We start from the raw sequence: 18,700 nt of genomic DNA, 5'->3' as shown, positions 1-18,700 counted from the left end.
AAGATCCTCCCTTACTTCAGCTTTTCCTTGAAAAAGACGATCTGCTCCGCAATCGTATCTTCGAACAATTTTCCGTAATACGGTTCGAAATGACCCATATCCAAGAGGTTCGTTTTGCAGTCCCGTATCCTACGCGCGGTCTTAAGCGCGGCACCGTACGGAATCAAGGAATCCTTTTTGGCGATCTGCATCAGCACCGGTGCCTGGATCCTGGAAGCGTACGACACGGGGCGGTACATGGGAAGCAGAAGACAAATCCTGGCAGGAGCTTCGTTCGTCCATTCCGATCCTTCAGGAATCAACTTCGTATAACCGTCGTACGAATCCGGAGTGTTCATCAACGCGAAACTCCCCGGCCTTGCGACGATCGGAACCGTATGAGGTTTTGCTCCGAACGGAATCCGAACCAGATCCTTCAATCCGTGTAGGAAACCCTGTAGTTGATAAAGAAGCGGAAAGGAATTCGTGGTGGAAATTCCGTCCACGAACGGAACTTGGGAAACCACCGCTTTTACGTCCGGACTCTTGGCGGCTGTCACAAGAACATGCCCTCCTCCGAAGGAAGTCCCCCAGATCCCAAATTGTTCCCCTTTTACCTCGGGCAGGGATTTTACGAATCGGATCGCTTCCAGAAAATCCTCCACATGCCTCTTCGGATGGATCAAATTTCGGGGAAGTCCGTCGCTTTCACCCAGGTTTCTGTAGTCGAAAAGAAAAACGGCAAAGCCCGCCTTGCAAAAACGCTCCGCATAATCCGGGAGTCTAAATCTCCTTTCGGCGCCTATACCATGACCCATCACGATGACGGGCGGCTTCAGTTCGTTAGGAAGATATAATGTCCCTCTACAGACGGTGCCCTTGCTTGAAAATTCCCGCGGCGACGTTTTCATGGATTTCTCCTTCCGATAAATATGCAGATTTTATTATAGACTTTTGATCCGGTTGACCATGGAATACAAGCCGTTACGACGGCTCATGGACAAATGCTTGTCCAGTCCGATCTCCTTTAAGAAATCCAAGGAGGCGCTCCGAATTTCGTCCCGGGTGCGACCGGAAAATACCCGTAGAAGAAGAGCGATCATCCCTTTAGTGATCGCGGAATCGCTGTCCGCCGAAAAAAAAAGTTTTCCCTCTCTTTCTTCCGGTAAAACCCAAACTCTAGATTGACAGCCAGGAACGAGCAAGTCCTCGCTTTTTTTGCCTTCGGGAAAAGAAGGGAGAGTATCCCCGATCTCGATCAGGAGTCCGTATCTTTCCTCCCAATCCGAGCATTCGGAAAATTCCTTTACGATTTCTTCTTGGGTTTCTTCCAAACTTGGCATGCAGAATCCTCAGGGAGTTTCTCCATCTACCTTAAAACCGATCGCTTTAGTGGCAAAACAAAATTAGTTTCCCTTTCCACGTCTAGTCCTCCTCCATTTTTAGGCTGGACGATCTCCCGTTTTTCTCCAAGGATTCCTCCTGGAAAAACACCATGAAAGCGTTCGAAGTCCGCAACAATTTCGGAATAGAAAATCTGAGTTCTGTCACTCGTCCCAATCCTAAACCCGGTCCGGGAGAAGTGCTGGTAAAAATCAAGGCCTGCTCCCTGAATTATAGGGATTTTTTGATGATTACCGGACAGTACAATCCCCGACAAAAACTTCCTTTAGTCCCTCTTTCCGACGGCGCGGGAGAAGTCGTGGAACTCGGACCGGATGTGAAGAACGTCAAAGTCGGAGACAGGGTATGCGGAATCTTTTCCCAGGGGTGGCTCGCCGGAGCTCCGCGATTGGACAACATACGGGAAACTCTAGGAGGGCCGCTGGACGGGATGATTTCCGAGTATCGAGTTTTTCCGGAAAAAGGCGTGATCTCTTTTCCGGAACACCTTTCCTATGCGGAAGCTTCCACTCTCCCTTGCGCGGGACTCACCGCCTACAATGCGGTTGTCACGTTCGGCGAACTAGAACCCGGAATGACGGTGGTAGCGTTGGGAACCGGCGGGGTATCCCTTTTTGCATTACAATTCGCTAAAATGTTAGGTTGCAAAACGATCGTCACCTCCTCCAGCGACCAGAAACTGGAAAAGGCAAAATCGCTCGGAGCGGACGAAGGGATCAATTACACTGCAAAGACGAATTGGGATCGGGAAATCCGGAAGAAAACGGACATGAAGGGAGCCGATTTGGTCATCGAGGTCGGAGGAGCCGGAACACTTTCCAAGTCCATCCAGTCCGTAAAACCAGGAGGAATCGTCGCCCTAATCGGGGTGGTCGCCGGAGGAGGAGAAGCAAACCTTTCTCTCTTTCCCATTCTAATGCAGGGAATCAGAATCCAGGGAGTGATCGTGGGAAGTAGATCGGACTTCGAAAGAATGAATCTTGCGATTTCTCGGAACCTCATGAGACCCGTGATCGATCGGATTTTTCCGTACTCCGAATTCCCGAAAGCGTTGGAATATTTAAGGGACGGAAAACATTTCGGCAAAGTCGTAATCGAAATCTGATACCGGAGGAACCGATGAGCGCAAATTATAAGATCGACTTTTGGTTCGAATTCGCGAGTACCTATTCCTATCTGAGTGCGGGAAGAATCGAACAACTCTGCGCGCAAAAAGGGATTCGTGCGAATTGGAAACCCTTCCTGTTAGGTCCGATCTTCAAAGAGCAAGGAATGGAGGACTCCCCCTTCAACCTTTTCCCCGCCAAAGGAAAATACATGTGGAAGGATCTGGAAAGAAGATGCGAAAAATACGATCTACCCTTTGAACGACCCGACAAATTTCCACAAAACGGATTGAAGGCCGCGAGAATTGCTGTCGCATTTTCCGGAAGCGAGTGGGTCCGCGAATTCACCCGCAAAGTATATATCGCGGAATTTTCCCGAAACAAAGATATAGGCGAAACGGAAACCCTGTCTGAAATCCTGAAAGAGCTGGGTCAAAACCCGGACACCATCTTCGAAAAGTCCGAATCCCAGGAAAACAAATCCGCCTTGCGCGAGAATACGGAAACGGCAAGTTCCCTGGGGATCTTCGGCGCTCCCAGTTTTATCGTACGTGGAGAGCTTTTCTGGGGAGACGATCGTCTGGAAGACGCTCTCGAATTCCTCACCCGAACTTGATACTGGTCATGGACACGGAACTTTGGATTTTGTCGTTGTAAAACGAAATCTCTTCTTCGTCCGACGCCAAAGCCAAGGAATACAACATAGGAACGTAATGTTCCGGTGTCGGTACCGCAAGTTGAGCGGAAGTTCCGAGGTTTTGATACTCGGACAAAGCCTTGGCATCCCGTTTTAGGATCAGGGACTTGAACGTTTCGTTCGCTTCCTTCGCCCAATCCGGGACCTTCTCCTCGTTTCTCCAGTCGTACAGCCTGAGATTGTGCACCAAATCTCCGCTCGCTAGAATCAATACCCCTTGCTGCCGCAAGTGGGAAAGTTCCTTTGCGAATTCGTAATGCCAAGCCGCAGGTTTCGTCCCGTCTAAACTGAGTTGTAGAACCGGAATGTTCGCCTTCGGAATCATGTGCCTGAGCACACTCCAAGTTCCGTGATCCAGCCCCCATTCATAGTCCGGTTCGATCTGTTGGAAAGAAACGGACTTGGAAATCGAACCGGCCAATTCCGGATCTCCCGGAGCAGGATATTGAACGTCGAATAATTCCTGGGGAAAACCGTAAAAGTCGTGTATGGTCTTCGGAGATTCCACGGCGGTAATCCTGGTCCCGCGGGTGACCCAATGTGCGGAAATACAAAGCACCGCCTTCGGATGAGGCAGACCCTTCATGCTTTCTGCCCAACCCCGGGTGAATTCGTTTTCTCCGATGGCGTTCATCGGACTTCCATGACCGACAAAAAAAACCGGGAGCCGATCCATATTCTCCTCTTTCCTCCGATACAGAAACTTTCCCAAACCTGCCGCCGCGAAAGCGAATCCCGTCGCTCCCCAAAGGAAACTTTTCCTGGAAATGCCGGCTTTCGGCCACCGTTCGTCAAAGCTCATATTGTATAGATTTAGACTTTGGGAAAGGAAAAATAATTCAAATTTAAACTATTCTGCCGCCGAAAAGCGGAGAACCGTCAATTCTTTCGGTGCAATTCGAAGACTTTGGGACGGATCCGGGACTTCGAAAAATGCTGATTCGATGCCGATTTCCCTTTTCTCAACTTTCTTTGCTCGGCTGGAGGAAGTGAGTGAATTTCCTTACATTCTTCCGAACAACAATGATCGAATTTTTCCGCACAGCTCTCGCATTGGATAAACAAAACATGACAGGCGGGATTGGCGCAATTGATGTGATGTGAGGAGGAATTTCCGCACTGGTGGCATTCGCTGAGGATTTCCTGTCCGATCGTTTCCTGCAGCCTACCGTCAAAAACGAAGTTCTTACCTTTAAATCTGGAGGGCAGACCTTTCCGACGAATCTCGGCGGCGTATTCGATGATCCCTCCGTGCAACTGGTATACGTTCCGAAAACCGTGGTGCCGAAGATAAGCGGAAGCCTTTTCGCAACGGATTCCTCCGGTACAATACATTAAAATTTCCTTATCCTTTTGGTCTTTTAGGAGATCCAGGATCATCGGAAGCTCCTCTCGGAACGTATCCGCCTGAGGAAGTAAGGCCCCTTCGAAATGGCCGATCTCGGATTCGTAATGGTTTCGTACGTCCACTACGAGTGAGCCGGGAGATTCCAGCTTACGGTTGAATTCCTCCGCGGACAAATGGACTCCCACATCGGTAACGTCGAAACTTCCGTCGTCCAGACCATCTGCGACGATTTTTTCCCGCACTTTGATCTCTAATTTCAAAAAAGAACGACCGTCGTCTTCTACCGCGATTTTAAACGGTACGTCCTGGAATTCCGTCGTGCGATCCAAGTATTCCCGCAAAGCGGCGAAATTCGGCTCCGGAACGGAAAGCTGAGCGTTGATTCCTTCCCTCGCGATATAAATGCGTCCCAATACTCCGAGTTCTTCCCAATCGGAATACAATCGATCCCGCATCGTTTTCGGATCGGAAATGATAACATACCTGTAAAAGGAAAGAGTGCGTCTCGAAACGGACTCGTTTTCCAACTTTTGCCGTAAGATCTCCTTACTGTATATGTTATGCAACGGTTTCTTTATCATATCTTAGGTCGGAACAGTTCCAAAAAATAGGTTTTGTCCTTCCGGTTCGGTGGCAAGTCGAAAAAAGAGTTTCCCTTTTCGGAAGAACCTGCATCTCATTTTCCGTATCATAGATTCTTCCCGGTCTGACGCCCAAAAGTACGGCGCCGGCCTAAAAATCGGGAAAGGGAACAAAAAGATCCCTAAGACCGGAAATTTGTCCGGAGAATCCTTACAATGGAAAGCCAGTCTCGGGAAATGGATTTCCCGAAATCGCGATGGATCCAGAAAGGAGGATATATGGAATACTCGATCACATTATTAGTGGGAATCCTAGTCGGATTCTCTCTGGCATTTTTCCTAGCAAAGAGATTGTACGGTTCGGAATCCGGAATCTCCCCGTCCGAGCACGAAAAATTAAAGATGGAAGTCGCTGCATTGAGAGCGACGGAACTGCGCTCCAAAGAGAGGACGACCCAGTTGGAATCGGACCTCAAAACCGTTTCCGAAAAGAACACGCAAGCGATCGGAGCTTGGCAAGCCATGAAAAAGGAATCCGATCTGTTAAAGGAAAGATTGGAGAACCAAAAAAAGGAATTCGAAGAACTGACCTCCAAGTTAAAGGAGGAATTCAAAAACCTGGCCAATCAGGCTCTCTTGGATAATTCCCAAAAATTCAATCTCCAAACCCAGGAAAAGCTGGGGGACCTACTAAAGCCATTGAAGGAAAACATAGAGAGCTTCGGAAAGAAAGTGGAAGTCTCGGCACAGGAGACGAAGATCAGCACCGCCACTCTGAAGGAGCATATTTCCTCTCTGACCAAGTCGAACGAAAGCCTTCAAACGGAAGCCAAAAATCTAGCGGAGGCTCTTCGAGGAGACAAAAAAGCCCAAGGAGACTGGGGAGAGGAAATTCTCGAAGGAATCTTGGAACGAAGCGGCCTGAGAGAAGGAGAGGAATTTTTTCGTCAGGCCAGCTTTAAAGACGAAGAAGGAGGCAAACGACCCGACGTGATCGTACGATTGCCGGGTAACCGTTGCGTGGTGGTGGATTCCAAGGTCTCCTTAAACTCTTACGTCTCGTTTTACGGAGCGACCGAGGAGACCGAAAAGGAAATCTATTTGGAACAGCACGCTGGTGCGCTCCGAAAACACGCCAAGGATCTTGCCAGGAAAAACTACCAATATCTGGAAGGTCTGAACTCTCCGGATTTCGTACTCATGTTTCTTTACAGTGAACCGGCCTTGTTTTGGGCTCTTCGAAAAGATCCTTCCCTAGCTTTGGAGGCGTACCAACAAAACGTCCTCATCGTTACTCCGTCCTCCCTGATGATTTCCCTCAAAATGGTTTCCAATATCTGGAGACTAGAAGACCAGGACCGAAACGCAAAAGAGATCGCCCGCCAATCCGGATTGCTTTTGGAAAAATTGGGAAATTTCGTGACGGACCTGGAAAAAGTGGGGGGTGCCTTAAGCGTCACGCAAGGACATTACGAAAATGCGATGAAGAAATTGAAATCCGGAAAAGGAAATATCCTGAAAAAAGCCGGAGAGCTCATGGAGTTAGGCGCTGGCGTCTCCAAGGAAGAGACGAAAAAAAAGCTTTCGGGCTTTGCGGACGAGGAAGAAGAGGACGAACCTTCCCTGCTCTCGGCGGATTAAAAGGCTCAAATCGGATCGGAATCCGGATTGTGCCTGCCGCCGACGACCGGCATTTGCTCCGTGCACCTCTTTAAATACAAAAGGGAGGTCTTGTCTCCGGGATACACTCGGAGCGCCTCCCGAAAAGTTTCGCCGGCATCCATAAATCGACCGGAAAGAAACGCATCGACACCTTTTTCAAAAACCGTCTTGGAATTCCGAAACGCCTCTTGTTCCGCTTCGCTCAGATAATCTCCGATCTCGTAGATAAAAACCTCTTCTTTCTTTCCTTTGATCGGAATCCGATCCAGTTTTCGACTCAAAAATCGTTCCCTGTTCTTCAGACTCGAATAGGTGTCTTGGCTCAAAAGGATTCCAGTGCCGTAAAATTTGGTCAAGACCTCCAACCGCGCAGTCACATGAACCGCCTCGGAAATAACGGTGCTATCCATTCTTCCCTCGGCTCCGATCAATCCCAAGATCGATGATCCGGTATGGATTCCGATTCCGACCCGAATGGGGCGACGGCCTTCCGCCAATCTTTGACGATTGTATACGAGGATTTCTTTTTGCATCTGAATCGCCGCGAGCACCGCATCATCCGGAGATTCCGAAAATAGGGCCATAATCCCGTCTCCGAAATATTTCTCCACAAAGCCGCGGTTGGTCCGAATGACGGGTTCCATTCTGCCTAGATACGTATTCAGAAACTCGAAATTTTCCTCCGCATTCATGCTTTCGGAAATTTCCGTAAAGGATCGGATATCGGAAAATAGAATGGTCACTTCCCGCCTTACCTGATCGCCCGGCTTCAACTCCGCAAAGCTACGTTTGTCGAGTAGACCTAAAAACTTGCGCGGAACGAAACTGCTATAAGTGGAATTGATCCGACGCAACTCTTCCGCCAACGCTTCCTTTTCGCGATACAAATCCCCGTAACGAAAAGAGAGAACGAAGGTCTCTATCATCACCAGCACGAGCAACCCTAAGGGCAAAAAGGAACGGGTTTTGAGGATTTGGTGGGCGGAAAGCACTTCGATCACCCCCGCCGTGGAAAGGATCGAATAGCCGACCATCAGAGGGATCGCGTACGGTTTGCGCTTCCAAACGGCCAATCCCAGAACGTAAACGACGAGAATGATGGACGCAAACATGGATGCCTGGTAATACGGAATCGCCTTCGATGCCTCCGGAAAAGGCAGAAATGCACCGATCGAAAAAACCAGACCGAGACCGTAAAAACTTCCCATCCAAACCCGGGGGAAAAGATCGGGATAAATGCTTCTGAGATAATGAAGACCTAAAGGAAGAGAGAGATAGAACGTGAGATATTCCAATCTCATCGAAGTCAGATAACCGAAGGATGGAAAATAAGAGAGCAGAATCTTATCCTCGGTCACCAAAATCCTAACGAATAGAGTGAAGCAAAACAGCCCGAAAGGCAAAGGAGAAAGGTCCTGCCTCCGAATCAAAAACAATCCGATATGGTACAGGAAGGTCAAAAAGAAAATGCCTCCCAAAAACCAATCCATGTCCCGGAACCTGGTCACTTCTTCTCTTAACGCGGAGGATTCGCCGAACCGGATCCCGTACCAAAGACCTCCGAATCTATGATGAAAATTAGAAATTTCTAATGTTACTTTCGCGGTCGAAACTCCCAAGGAATTCCATTCGCCGAACGAGCTCCTGCTCTCGGGAACGCTGGAAGCCGGATCCCTGCCTACGATTCCTGACTTCAGAACCTTAGTTCCGTTCACGTAAAGATCGAATGCTGTTGCCTGACCCTTGGAATAAAACGCGAGACTCGGAGTGTTCTTCGGAAGAAGGATTTCGAGTTTCATCGTAGCGTAACCCGAGCCCATCCAAACGCCCGGAACCGCAAAGAGGGATTTTTTTTCTTCCGCATTTCCATCGGAAGCCAATCTGTCAGGATAATACTCCCAATCTCCGGTAAGATCCAGAAGCGGATGTCGTTGAAAATCCCAATCTCTAAGATCTAGAATTCCGTTCGAGACCTTCGGCCTTTCCTCGGTTTGCCGGGAACAGGCAGAGGCAAAAAAAAGGAACGGTCCGAGAATGGACAGGAAGAAAAAGAATCGAATCGCCGAAAGGCGACTGAATTCGATGATTCGTTTCAACGTTACGTTCCCCTCAGTGATATAAGCATAATCGAAAAGGCGGTACGTCAAGAGAATTGTTCCGAACGAACGGGTCTTTCTTTTTTTCCTTTACCAATGCCTCCTATCTCCGATTCTCTTTCACATGAAAAAAAGGATTTCCCGAATTTCTTGTTCTGCTCCGCTCCTATGTATCTTACTTTTCTCGAACGGCTGCGGAGATCGTTTACGCGGAAAGCCGACTCCTGCCATTCCGGAAATCGCGGGTTTTTATGTGAGCGATCAATCGCTTAATTGGAGTAAAGAAAACCGCCTCAAAATCCAGACGCTTTGGATTCGGAAAAACGCAAGAGAGGAATTGGAGTTCGTAAATAAAACCCTCGTTCGACTGCAATTTAGACTGAGCGAAAATAGGGAAGAAATCAAGCTGAGATCCGGCAAACTGGTCACGAGCGGTCATGAATTATTATTCTTCGAATCTATATTCAAAGAATTGAATAGACTTTATTCGGGAAAAAACACCAGCGACCCGAAACATTGGGACGTCAAATCCTTCGGCCCTTTTGTCAAAGTCAAGGAAGTCGGACATATCCTGACGGATGCTTCGGGAAGGAGCGCCGAGATTTCCGCAAACATGAACGTCATTCGGTTTTCCGACGGGGAATCGTACAGGAGGATAGGTTCTCCTTTAATCGGAAGAATCAACGTCAATCTGGGAAGAAGCAGAAAGAATTTCGACAACGAGACCGCCGGAGTCCTATTTTACGAACTTTCCCCGGAAATGTATCCCGGAAAAGAAGGGCGAAAATACGTGCTCGGATTTTTCTCCACGACGGACGACCTTTCCGTAGATATGCCGGTAATCGTCGGAAACATTCCGGGAACCGTAGCGGAAGTTTTCGAACATTTAGCAGTGGTGGAAATCCAACCGAAAACCGGTGTCTCCCCCTCTCCTTTAGATCCGATCCTTTTGGTCGGATCCGTGGATCAAAAGGCTGCCTCACAAAAACAAGGAGCGGAAGAATTGATCCGCAGATTAAAGCAGGATCCGAACGTCTCTAAAGAAGAACTGATCCGTGAATTGGAAAAGATCAAGAACAAATAAACGTTCAGACGTCGCAAAGGCCTTGCAATCCCTTTAGGAAATCTTTGCGACGATTTCCTAAAGGTGCAAAAAAACGTTCGTCAAATGCCTCGACTTTCTGTACGGCAACCTTCAATAAATTTTTCCCTTCCGAAGTGACTCGTACCAGCTTAGCTCTGGTATCCGAATCATGGGCGAACCGACTGACCATTTTCTTTCCTTCTAGAGTCCGGAGCGCAGTGGAAGTGCTCATCGGGTCCGTCTTTGCCTGGTCGGAAATTCTGATTTGAGTGGTTTCCACCCCCGAACATTCCAACCAATATGTGACCGCCAAAACCACGAACTGTGCATGAGTGAGATCCAAAGGCTCCAGTATTTTTCGGATCTCCCTCTGCCAAAGATTGGAAACCTGCCAAAGCAAAAAGCCGGGGCTATCCTCGGCTTTATCGAATCCAAAAACTTCATCCTTTGACATCTGCACCCATCCGCTCGGCAATCCTTTCGAAATCCGTCGATCCGATTTCCAAGATTCCGAAACGGAAAGGAAAACCCCAGGATTTTTTATTTCGAATAAAATCCAAATCCTGGACAAGAGGAAGTATCTCCGCATCCTGCGAAGGAAGAAAAGAAACCTTTCTCCGAAACGGAATGAAGTCCGCACTCATAGGAAACGAAAACACCTCGTCGTCCTTGATCCTTCCGATCGCGGTAAATTTCCGACAAAATTCCTTTTCCCCAAATTTTTCTTTGGAGGAATATACCAGAACCCAATCTCCCTGCCTCATGCGCGCAAGAGGCCCCTTTTTCCCGTGGCAAGCCTGAATGATTCCGTTTTCCTTCCCGTTTTGCGCGTGATCCCGAGAGGCCACTACGATCCAATAGCGATTCATTTCTTGGCCTTCTTTACGAAATCGGCAAACGTACGGATCTCCGTCTCCATATTCCTCGCCTGCTCCTCTCCGATGATCTTCTTCCACAGAAAACCTAACGGTCCCCGAATGCTCAATTCCACTTTTACTTCTGTTCCGCCTTTTACATCCCGGAAGAAATGTAGAAACTTCATTTTGGCCCCCGGCAAACTGGTTTCGTCTCCGAGGATAAAAGGAGATTCCGCTTCCGTAATCCTCACTTTTACTTTGGGTCCATCCTTTGGCTTCAGATCGAATACCGTTCCAACGACCACAGGGCCTTCGATCTTAGTCCAAAGTAGGCCCTCATCCCACTTGGGCCAATTTGCCACGTCCGCCCTGGCCTTCCAAAGCTCCTCCGCAGATACCCCGTCCACTTTCGTATCATACTTGAATTCCCACATATTCCCTCCGTTAATAAGCAAACTTATAATATATATGTATATAATATGTATACTTACTATCAAGCATTTTACTATCTAAAGACCGTTTTTTTGGGAAAAAAGAAATAAAAAAGGCGCCCCCTTGCGGAAAGCGCCCCACTAAGATCGGAAACCAGTTCGGTTTATTGGTTACTTTTTGCGTTGGATGCCATTTTCAGGAAATAGCCGTTCGTATCGTACCATGCTTGACCCAAGTACAAAGCGTTCGTAGCCTCCAAGTGATCGATTCCGGTAGTGGTAATCGGATAAGAAGGTCCCCCTTTCCAGCTTCCCCATTGTTGAGAAGAAGCCGGCACCACTCCGTCGTTGCTCACGCTCTGTCCGTAAAAAGGAGCCCCGATTGCGCAGATCGGATAGATCAATCCCATTGCCGGGTGCTGGATCAGATCCGGAATGGTAATCGTGGAACCGAAGGAATAATATTTTACTCCCGATGCATTTGGAGTGGAACTGTTAAACGCCGCGGCGCCGTCCGTGGTTAAAAGTTTCAAAGCCGCAACCGCGTTTTCGTTGGACTGGCCGTACACGAACCCAACGACTGCATTCAGGACGGTTCCTACATAAGGGAGAGCCCAACTAGGAATCACGGCCAAAACTACATTGGCAACCGGACTACCGTAATGCGGTGTGTTTAGTGTGGTCAGAGTCGCTACGTTTCCCGAAAATCCTAGGTTAGAAACCAGGTATCTCGCGTCCATACCGCCTTGGGAATGCCCGATAATATGCACCTTACCGGTGTAATTCGCAGCCGCCATCGCTGTTTGAATAGCCGTCTTTAATTGGACGGCTCTTTGCGAAGAAGAACCGGTAGCGGTGACGCTGGGTGTAATAACTGTGGCTCCTTGGGATTGGAGATAAGCCGCATTTCCACCCCAATAGTCCACCACTCCCGTGGCTTTTCCCCATCCGAACAAGCCATGAGCCAACACGATGGGATAACTTCCCGCCAAAGGTTTGCTGGAAGAACCGCCGCCGGAAGCTTGGACCGCTCCGGAAATTAGCAGAGTCAGTCCGATAATCCAAATCCTCAACACTCTAGACATTTTTTTAACCTCTTCTCTTTACTATTCATCACTATATGGAAGCCCTCCGTTTCCTCGGCCAGAACCGAAAGGAGGGGAAAGACTTCCTGATTTATTTTTCAATTGCGATCAATTGTTCGAAAACAATCAGAATTTTATTTCATACGTTTGTTATATATAAATTCCCTTTGGCTCATCCTTACCGAACACTGCTCGGCAAGTAGACTCTATGGATTGCAATACCATTCCTGTTCTAAAAGGTCAAGAAAAGATTGTGAATGAGAAGAAAGAAAATAGGCAAAAAATTTTTATATATCAATCGATCGTTATACTTCCACAGACAGAAAACCCTAGAAGGGACGATCTAGTTTCCGTTTTTTGATAGAGGAAACGGATGTTTTTGAAAGGGATAGAGCCGCCTTTTAGATATCCAGGCGGGTTTGTTGCTTTGGGTCAGAAGGGAGAAGTCCGCGAGACTTCAGCTTTTGGAGGACTTTTTCGGCGATTTTCTTCCCCCAAATTTCTCCCACTTGCATGGATTCCTGGGTGATTTGAGGATTCTTTTCCAAAAGTTTTTTACCCACCGGCGAATTGTAAAATGCGGTGATCTCCCGGATTTCTTCGATCGTAAAATACTTATCGTAAATCGGAACGATCAGTTCGACCATATCCTCTCCATGAAGTTCTTTCCGGAAGTCTTCCCAGAATTCCTCCGGAATCTGGGGCATCAGTTGCTTGAAACGGGAAATCATCTGGCCGACCACCAAAACGCCCATCTTCTCCGAACCGGAGGAAATCAAAAGTCGGCGGATCTCCTCTTTCTTGATGTCTTCAGAGAAGATAGGGACGGTAAGAAAAAGAGAAAAAACGATCCAGGAAGACAAACGACGATTCATGTTCTTACTCCGGCCATCCCTTCAGAATGACCCAAAGCGGAGAGAAAGTAAAGCCGTTTCGTCGATACCGAACGAAGAACCGTTTTTTCTAGAGGAAAAAAATCCGGGAAATTTTCCGAAAACTCCTGCGATGAAGTCTTTTTTTCCGGCTTTTAGCGTCCCGCACGTTTGCGCATATTCGGATCTAGGATCTTTTTACGCAGCCTCATGCTCATGGGGGTGACTTCCAACAATTCGTCGTCGTCCAAGAATTCTATATTCTGCTCCAGACTGAACCTACGAGGAGGAACGAGACGGATCGCTTCGTCCGCGCCAGAAGAGCGAACGTTGGTCAATTTCTTTTCGCGAACCGGATTCACTTCCAGATCGTTTTCCCTGGAGTGGATGCCTATGATCATTCCCGGATACACTGAGGTTTGCGGGTCGATCAGAAGTTCGCCCCGTTCCTGGATCTTCCACAGCGCGTAACCGGTGGTTTCTCCCGAGTCCATGGAAATGAGGGCTCCGTTTTTACGACCGGGAATTTCTCCCTTATAGATGTCGAAGCGGAGATAGCGGCTGGACATGACGCCTTCTCCCTTGGTTTCGGTCACGAAATATCCGCGGAAGCCGATAATGCCTCTGGTCGGGATCACGAATTCCACCCGAGTCATTCCGGAAGGATGAGCCTCCATCAACTGAAGCTCGCCTTTCCGTCGATTCAGTTCGGCGATGATACTCCCGGTAAACTGGTCCGGCAGATCCATCACCAGATATTCATAGGGTTCCAGCTTTTCCCCGTTTTCTCCCTTTTTAATGATCACTTCCGGACGGGAGACCTGGAGTTCGAATCCTTCTCTGCGCATAGTTTCGATCAATACGGAGAGGTGGAGTTCTCCCCTACCCAAAATCTTAAATCGATCCTTGTCGTCGGTCTCCTCCAAACGCATTGCTACGTTCGTTTCCAACTCCCGATCCAACCTTTCCCGGATATTCCGAGTGGTTACGAACTTTCCTTCCTTACTGGCAAACGGAGAGTTGTTGACCATGAAATACATGGACACGGTAGGTTCTTCCACCTCTATCGCAGGCATGGGCGCCGGTTTTCCGGGCTCGCAAACCGTGTCCCCGATAAACACGTCGGGAAGTCCGGCAATTGCCACGATGTCCCCCGCTTCGGCGGTATCGATTTCGTTTCTTTTCAAACCTTCAAAATTATATAATTTCGTAACTTTTAATATTTGGGCTTCGTCCCGTCCGTTCTTTTTGGGGGAAAGCTGGACGACGTTCATCCCTTTTTGGAGATTTCCGTTATAGATCTTTCCGATCGCGATCCTTCCCACATAATCGTTGTAGTCGAGGGAAGTGACTTGGAATTGGAGAGGCGCTTCCGCATTCGCTTTAACGGGAGGAACGTGCTTCAGAACCATATCCAAAAGAGGATCCAGATCCTTACCCGGAGCATCCTCCAGTTTACCTACCGCCCAGCCTTGTTTTGCGGAAGCGTAGATGATAGGAAAATCCAATTGTTCGTCGCTGGCGCCTAAATCGCTGAACAGATCGAAGGCCATATCTACAACCGCGGAAGGTCTCGCTCCGTCCCTGTCTATCTTATTGATGACCAAAATCGGCTTATGCCCTAATTGCAGGGACTTGCCGAGTACGAAACGAGTTTGGGGCATGGGTCCGTCGAAAGCGTCCACGAGCAATAGGCAGGAATCCGCGGTAGAGAGCACGCGCTCTACTTCCCCGCCGAAGTCCGCGTGACCCGGAGTGTCCACGATATTGATCCGCGTACCCTTATAAATCACCGCCGTATTTTTGGCTTTGATCGTGATCCCTTTCTCCCTTTCCAGGTCGTTGTGGTCCATGATCCTCTCACCATCTTCCTTGGCGGTGACGGCTCCGGTCTGCCTGAGGATCCCATCCAGGAGAGTCGTCTTTCCGTGGTCTACGTGTGCGATAATGGCGATATTGCGGATTTCCATGCTAAAAACCAAAATTTCCCGAGGGGCCAGGGTGGCAAGGTCGATTTAGGCCTTCGACGCTTTGTACATTACGTTTTAGAAACAAATCGCAGGAACAAAAACCGATCAGATTTCGGGAAGAGGAATACGATCCGTCTCTCCCGGGACCGTTCCAAAGCGATCCTCCTTCCATTCCTTTTTGGCCCGTTCTATTCTTTCCAAGGAACTGGACACGAAATTCCACCAGAGGTGTTTCCTTTCGGGCAAAGGCTCTCCACCCAAAAGAATGGCCCGAGTGCTCGTTTCCGCACGGAACTTGATGGATCCGCCCAAAGGATAGACAGCCATTTCCCCGACTCCTACGATCCTTCCTTCCGCATCTAGACCCCCTCTGGCGACGTAAACCGCTGCCTCTTGGTTGGAAGGAACGGGAAGTTCCACTTCCGCTCCCGGTTCGATCTCGAAATCTGCATAGAACAAAGGGGAATATGTTTTTACGGGAGAAACCTCTCCCAAAAAGGCCCCGGCAATCAGCCTCAGTTCCCAACCTCCTCCGCTCAATTCCGGAAATTCATCTCTTCCGTAATGAAAAAATTCGGGCGGAGTCTCCTCGAATTCCTGGGGCAAAGCCGCCCAGGTCTGGATCCCCTCTAGGATCTGGTACTCCGGATCCGGCTGGGAATGCTCACTATGAGCGATTCCTGAACCGGCGGTCATCCAATTGACTTCGTACGGCCGAATGATTTGCCGAGTTCCTAGAGTATCCTTATGCAATACGACACCGTCGTAAAGATACGTAACTGTGGACAAACCGATGTGAGGATGGGACCGAACGAGCAATTCTTCTCCGGTCTTCAGAGAAACCGGTCCCATATGATCTAGAAAAACGAAAGGGCCGACGGCCCGAGCTTCGAGATTCGGTAGAATCCTGCGAACCGTAAATCCGTCGCCCAGATCCTTTAATTTTCCGGTAAGGTATTTCATATCAATTCTTAGACAAGTCGTGAATTCGTTGACACGGTTCGAAAGTGGGATTTCCTTCGCATTCCGGTCCGTGTTCTTTCATCCGTCGCTCTGTTCTAGTTTGAAGTTTTTTGAAGTCAATTATTATGGCTCCCTGCGAATGCATAAATTTTTCTTTTCCGCCTGTATTTTTCTCTTTTTAGCGGGAAGCTCCCTTTTTTCCGAACCCTTACTACTGGGTAGAGAAGAATCCCAAAGCATATCCGATCGGATGGAATATTTTCAGGATGAAACCGGCAAACTGGATTTGCAGGATATTCTCCGGACTTCTCCTTCCTTCCGACCCAACCGCAGGAAAAATCTTCATTTAGGCTATACGAATTCGGCGGTATGGGTCCGCTTCTCCCTCCAAAACGAGAACCGTATTGGTCAGGAATATCTGATCGTTTCCGAATTTCCTTATTCGGATCGGATCGTTTTTTACGAAACCGAAAAGGGAAAAATCCTGCGCTCCATCGTTACGGGAGATACCCTACCCTTCCATACTCGGGATGTAAAGCACAGGTATTTCGCGTTCAAAACCGACTTCGAATCGGGGGAAACCAAAGATTACTACCTGCGTTATACCAATGACGGGCCGATGAGCATTCCCCTCGTCGTCAGCCCCACTAGAATCTATCTGGAAAAAAGTACAGCGGAAACGTTAGCGCTCGGATTCTTTTACGGGTGCATACTGATCATGATACTGTACAATTTCTTCCTGTTCACTTCCATTAGAGAACTGGACTATTTGTATTACGTAATCTATCTCGTCTTCGTTTTTCTGACCCAGATCAGCTTTAACGGTCTTGCGAATCGATTCCTTTGGGGCGAATTTCCGACATGGGGGAACGTCTCTACGAACGTTCTTTCCCTTTTCGCGTTCTGCGCTTCGGCTCTTTTCAGTCGGCAGTATCTCCGCCTTGACGAACGTTCCTTCGGAAACCGGATCCTGAAAATCTTCGCGGCATCCACCCTCATTTTCGGAGTCGCCTCCATCTTTGCGCCGATCCGTTTCTCCTCTTTGGTCTCCGTTTTCATAGGCCTGGTACATCCGATCCTGTTGATCGGAATCGGACTGACAAGACGCCTGCAAGGATACAAACCCGCCGGATTCTTTTTGCTCGCCTGGATCTCTATGGAGGCCGCGATTTTTCTCACCTCGCTCCAAAGGTTAGGAGTATTCGATTCCGTTATGTTAGGCGAATACGCGATTCATGTAGGCACTACCCTGGAGGTTACTCTGCTTTCCTTCGGACTTGCCGACAGCATCAATTCGCTCAAGGAAGAGAAGCAGCGGATGATTCTGGCCCAAAATGAAACCCTCGAGGAAAGAATCGCAGCCAAAACGAAGGACCTGGAAATCGCTAAGGAAGAAGCCGAGGAGGCAAACCTTCAAAAATCCAGATTTCTCGCCCATATGAGCCACGAAATCAGGACTCCCATGAACGGAATATTAGCGATGTCTAAAATGCTCCTGGAATCCGAGCCTCCTGGGGAAAAAAAGGAAACCCTAGGCATCATTGCGGCCGGAGCCGATAATTTACTCACGATCATCAACGATATCCTAGACCTTTCCCGAATCGAATCCGGAAAACTGGACCTGGTCTACGAGTCCTTCCGTACCGACGATTTCCTATCGGAAATACTCGGAATTATCCGCCTCCGAACCGAGGAAAAAGGGATCATCCTGAAACTGGACCAATCCCCCGAAGTTCCCGAGTTCATTCATACCGACAAGACCCGCTTGGCCCAGATTCTGTTGAACCTTCTCGGGAATTCCTCCAAATTTACTGTTCAGGGAGAAATTCGATTGTCCGTCCGTGTTCAGGAAAAAAGCCCCGATTCCGTACTCCTGGAATTTTCCGTGAGGGATACCGGGATCGGAATTCCGGAGAATCGCATCCCTCACCTTTTTCAACCGTTCACGCAAGGGGACAATTCCATCACGAGAGCCTATGGAGGCACCGGTCTCGGATTGGCGATTTCCAGACGTTTGACGGAATTGCTTGCCGGTACGATTTCCGTGAAAAGCAAACCCGGAGCTTGGACGGAATTTACATTTACGATCCCTTCCTCTACATCTGGAAAAAATTCCGAAAAAAACACGGAACCGATCCCGCCTCCTCCTAAGGAAACCGAGATTCTGGTTGTGGACGACAATGCGGCCAACCAAATCATCGTGGAACGGATCCTAAAAAAAATCGGCCATTCAGTGACCATTGCCTCGGGGGGAAAGGAAGCGCTGGAATGGTTGGGCAAAAAGGAATTTTCGGTCATCTTAATGGATCTGGAAATGCCCGGGTTAGACGGTTTCGAAACCACGAGAAGGATCAGAAACGATTCGAAAGGGGGAAAAGCCCCGATCATCATCGCCTTGACCGCCCATGTGATGAAGGAATTCGAACAACTCAGTTACGAAGCCGGTATGGACGATTTTCTATCCAAACCGATAGACCCTGCCGTTTTACGGGAAAGGATCGAATATTGGATCCAAAAATCGGCCTGAAGCACCAAGGCAGGGATTCCGCTACACAAAACTGGTCA

The 18,700-nt window shown here is 48.6% G+C and carries 17 protein-coding genes; 5 read left to right on the top strand and 12 right to left on the bottom strand.

The window, feature by feature from the left end; genetic code table 11:
- Nucleotides 1-11 precede the first annotated feature (11 nt).
- Complete coding sequence (locus tag EHO60_RS09460) at nt 12-890, bottom strand: alpha/beta hydrolase (RefSeq protein WP_135767852.1); 879 nt, start codon at nt 888-890, stop codon at nt 12-14.
- 33 nt (nt 891-923) lie between these two features.
- Complete coding sequence (locus EHO60_RS09455; RefSeq protein WP_135767851.1) at nt 924-1,322, bottom strand: SufE family protein; 399 nt, start codon at nt 1,320-1,322, stop codon at nt 924-926.
- Between the two features lie 152 nt (nt 1,323-1,474).
- Here EHO60_RS09455 and EHO60_RS09450 point away from each other — a divergent pair, with 152 nt between their 5' ends.
- Entirely contained in the window at nt 1,475-2,488 is a 1,014-nt protein-coding gene (locus tag EHO60_RS09450; RefSeq protein ID WP_135767850.1) for a zinc-dependent alcohol dehydrogenase family protein, read from the top strand.
- Nucleotides 2,489-2,502: 14 nt separating this feature from the next.
- Complete coding sequence (locus tag EHO60_RS09445) at nt 2,503-3,105, top strand: 2-hydroxychromene-2-carboxylate isomerase (protein WP_135767849.1); 603 nt, start codon at nt 2,503-2,505, stop codon at nt 3,103-3,105.
- Here EHO60_RS09445 and ygiD read toward each other — a convergent pair.
- Together ygiD and trhO are read right to left on the bottom strand one after the other, a co-directional pair.
- Nucleotides 3,092-3,862, bottom strand: coding sequence for a 4,5-DOPA-extradiol-dioxygenase (gene ygiD / locus EHO60_RS09440; protein ID WP_246028218.1), 771 nt, complete (start codon nt 3,860-3,862; stop codon nt 3,092-3,094). The two genes, EHO60_RS09445 and ygiD, sit on opposite strands and share 14 nt — an antisense overlap.
- A gap of 203 nt (nt 3,863-4,065) precedes the next feature.
- Nucleotides 4,066-5,115 (bottom strand): oxygen-dependent tRNA uridine(34) hydroxylase TrhO, encoded by a 1,050-nt coding sequence (gene trhO, locus EHO60_RS09435; RefSeq protein ID WP_135767847.1) that lies wholly within the window; start codon nt 5,113-5,115, stop codon nt 4,066-4,068.
- A 279-nt stretch (nt 5,116-5,394) separates the two neighbouring features.
- Between trhO and EHO60_RS09430 the strand changes: the two genes are divergently transcribed.
- Nucleotides 5,395-6,756 (top strand): DNA recombination protein RmuC, encoded by a 1,362-nt coding sequence (locus EHO60_RS09430; RefSeq protein WP_246028217.1) that lies wholly within the window; start codon nt 5,395-5,397, stop codon nt 6,754-6,756.
- 5 nt (nt 6,757-6,761) lie between these two features.
- Here EHO60_RS09430 and EHO60_RS09425 read toward each other — a convergent pair whose 3' ends face one another.
- Nucleotides 6,762-8,924 carry an adenylate/guanylate cyclase domain-containing protein gene (locus EHO60_RS09425; protein WP_246028216.1) on the bottom strand — a complete coding sequence of 721 codons (2,163 nt, stop codon included), beginning with the start codon at nt 8,922-8,924 and terminating at the stop codon, nt 6,762-6,764.
- Between the two features lie 73 nt (nt 8,925-8,997).
- On the opposite strand from EHO60_RS09425, the gene EHO60_RS09420 reads away from it, so the two are divergent.
- Nucleotides 8,998-9,957 (top strand): LIC12353 family lipoprotein, encoded by a 960-nt coding sequence (locus EHO60_RS09420; protein WP_135767846.1) that lies wholly within the window; start codon nt 8,998-9,000, stop codon nt 9,955-9,957.
- A 4-nt stretch (nt 9,958-9,961) separates the two neighbouring features.
- Here EHO60_RS09420 and EHO60_RS09415 read toward each other — a convergent pair whose 3' ends face one another.
- From EHO60_RS09415 to EHO60_RS09385, 7 genes are all read right to left on the bottom strand, one after another.
- Nucleotides 9,962-10,411, bottom strand: coding sequence for a MarR family winged helix-turn-helix transcriptional regulator (locus EHO60_RS09415; RefSeq protein ID WP_135767845.1), 450 nt, complete (start codon nt 10,409-10,411; stop codon nt 9,962-9,964).
- Nucleotides 10,398-10,826, bottom strand: a complete 429-nt coding sequence (locus EHO60_RS09410) for an EVE domain-containing protein (protein WP_135767844.1) — start codon at nt 10,824-10,826, stop codon at nt 10,398-10,400. Before EHO60_RS09410 ends, EHO60_RS09415 begins: the two co-directional genes overlap by 14 nt.
- Entirely contained in the window at nt 10,823-11,248 is a 426-nt protein-coding gene (locus tag EHO60_RS09405) for an SRPBCC family protein (protein ID WP_135767843.1), read from the bottom strand. The genes EHO60_RS09410 and EHO60_RS09405 overlap by 4 nt, the downstream gene beginning before the upstream one ends.
- Before the next feature lie 161 nt (nt 11,249-11,409).
- A complete protein-coding gene (locus tag EHO60_RS09400) occupies nt 11,410-12,330 on the bottom strand; it encodes an esterase/lipase family protein (RefSeq protein WP_135767842.1) in 921 nt (306 codons plus the stop codon).
- 401 nt (nt 12,331-12,731) lie between these two features.
- The gene (locus EHO60_RS09395; RefSeq protein WP_135767841.1) at nt 12,732-13,205 is read right to left on the bottom strand and encodes a DUF2059 domain-containing protein; all 474 of its coding nucleotides are present in this window, start codon (nt 13,203-13,205) and stop codon (nt 12,732-12,734) included.
- A 152-nt stretch (nt 13,206-13,357) separates the two neighbouring features.
- Nucleotides 13,358-15,172 carry a translational GTPase TypA gene (typA, locus tag EHO60_RS09390; RefSeq protein WP_135767840.1) on the bottom strand — a complete coding sequence of 605 codons (1,815 nt, stop codon included), beginning with the start codon at nt 15,170-15,172 and terminating at the stop codon, nt 13,358-13,360.
- A gap of 105 nt (nt 15,173-15,277) precedes the next feature.
- Nucleotides 15,278-16,135, bottom strand: a complete 858-nt coding sequence (locus EHO60_RS09385; RefSeq protein ID WP_135767839.1) for a pirin family protein — start codon at nt 16,133-16,135, stop codon at nt 15,278-15,280.
- A gap of 139 nt (nt 16,136-16,274) precedes the next feature.
- On the opposite strand from EHO60_RS09385, the gene EHO60_RS09380 reads away from it, so the two are divergent.
- Nucleotides 16,275-18,662, top strand: a complete 2,388-nt coding sequence (locus EHO60_RS09380) for a hybrid sensor histidine kinase/response regulator (protein ID WP_135767838.1) — start codon at nt 16,275-16,277, stop codon at nt 18,660-18,662.
- Nucleotides 18,663-18,700: the final 38 nt, after the last annotated feature.

Origin of the sequence: Leptospira fletcheri (genome assembly GCF_004769195.1) — a bacterium.
GTDB lineage: Bacteria > Spirochaetota > Leptospiria > Leptospirales > Leptospiraceae > Leptospira_B > Leptospira_B fletcheri.
Note: the sequence above shows the minus strand (reverse complement) of the source record. Positions and strands in the feature narration are given on the sequence as shown.